Origin of the sequence: Acinetobacter sp. YH16053 (genome assembly GCF_013417035.1) — a bacterium.
In the GTDB taxonomy this organism is placed as follows: Bacteria; Pseudomonadota; Gammaproteobacteria; order Pseudomonadales; family Moraxellaceae; genus Acinetobacter; species Acinetobacter towneri.
Window position 1 is genome coordinate 1 of record NZ_VPEP01000123.1, and the last position, 1,372, is coordinate 1,372.

General features: G+C 58.3%; 2 protein-coding genes. Both read left to right on the forward strand.

Translation table 11 applies throughout. The features are described 5' to 3' along the window. The coding region (gene floR, locus FTV43_RS15475; RefSeq protein ID WP_218947021.1) for a chloramphenicol/florfenicol efflux MFS transporter FloR at positions 1–1,204 on the forward strand (1,204 nt) is incomplete at its 5' end. Between the two features lie 27 nt (positions 1,205–1,231). Further along, positions 1,232–1,372, forward strand: a 141-nt coding sequence (locus tag FTV43_RS16125; RefSeq protein ID WP_151406746.1) for a LysR family transcriptional regulator, incomplete at its 3' end; no start/stop codon positions are given.

Below are 1,372 nucleotides of genomic sequence, written 5' to 3' on the forward strand. Positions count from 1 at the left end.
ACGCCCCGCGTGGGCCTATACGCTGCCGGCAGCACTGCTGCTGATGGCTCCTTTCGACATCCTCGCTTCACTGGCGATGGATATTTATCTCCCTGTCGTTCCAGCGATGCCCGGCATCCTGAACACGACGCCCGCTATGATCCAACTCACGTTGAGCCTCTATATGGTGATGCTCGGCGTGGGCCAGGTGATTTTTGGTCCGCTCTCAGACAGAATCGGGCGACGGCCAATTCTACTTGCGGGCGCAACGGCTTTCGTCATTGCGTCTCTGGGAGCAGCTTGGTCTTCAACTGCACCGGCCTTTGTCGCTTTCCGTCTACTTCAAGCAGTGGGCGCGTCGGCCATGCTGGTGGCGACGTTCGCGACGGTTCGCGACGTTTATGCCAACCGTCCTGAGGGTGTCGTCATCTACGGCCTTTTCAGTTCGATGCTGGCGTTCGTGCCTGCGCTCGGCCCTATCGCCGGAGTATTGATCGGCGAGTTCTTGGGATGGCAGGCGATATTCATTACTTTGGCTATACTGGCGATGCTCGCACTCCTAAATGCGGGTTTCAGGTGGCACGAAACCCGCCCTCTGGATCAAGTCAAGACGCGCCGATCTGTCTTGCCGATCTTCGCGAGTCCGGCTTTTTGGGTTTACACTGTCGGCTTTAGCGCCGGTATGGGCACCTACTTCGTCTTCTTCTCGACGGCTCCCCGTGTGCTCATAGGCCAAGCGGAATATTCCGAGATCGGATTCAGCTTTGCCTTCGCCACTGTCGCGCTTGTAATGATCGTGACAACCCGTTTCGCGAAGTCCTTTGTCGCCAGATGGGGCATCGCAGGATGCGTGGCGCGTGGGATGGCGTTGCTTGTTTGCGGAGCGGTCCTGTTGGGGATCGGCGAACTTTACGGCTCGCCGTCATTCCTCACCTTCATCCTACCGATGTGGGTTGTCGCGGTCGGTATTGTCTTCACGGTGTCCGTTACCGCGAACGGCGCTTTGGCAGAGTTCGACGACATCGCGGGATCAGCGGTCGCGTTCTACTTCTGCGTTCAAAGCCTGATAGTCAGCATTGTCGGGACATTGGCGGTGGCACTTTTAAACGGTGACACAGCGTGGCCCGTGATCTGTTACGCCACGGCGATGGCGGTACTGGTTTCGTTGGGGCTGGTGCTCCTTCGGCTCCGTGGGGCTGCCACCGAGAAGTCGCCAGTCGTCTAACCGACGACTGGTAGCAGGCCCGCTCCGATGCGGCGCACTAACCATCGAAACCTCGTGAATGTCGGTATCCTGTCTGGCAGGATACCGCTCATTTCCCTTGTTCAGTTCATCGCCGTCGCCGAGCATCTGAATTTTCGGCATGCGGCCAAGGCACTTGGTATCAGCCAG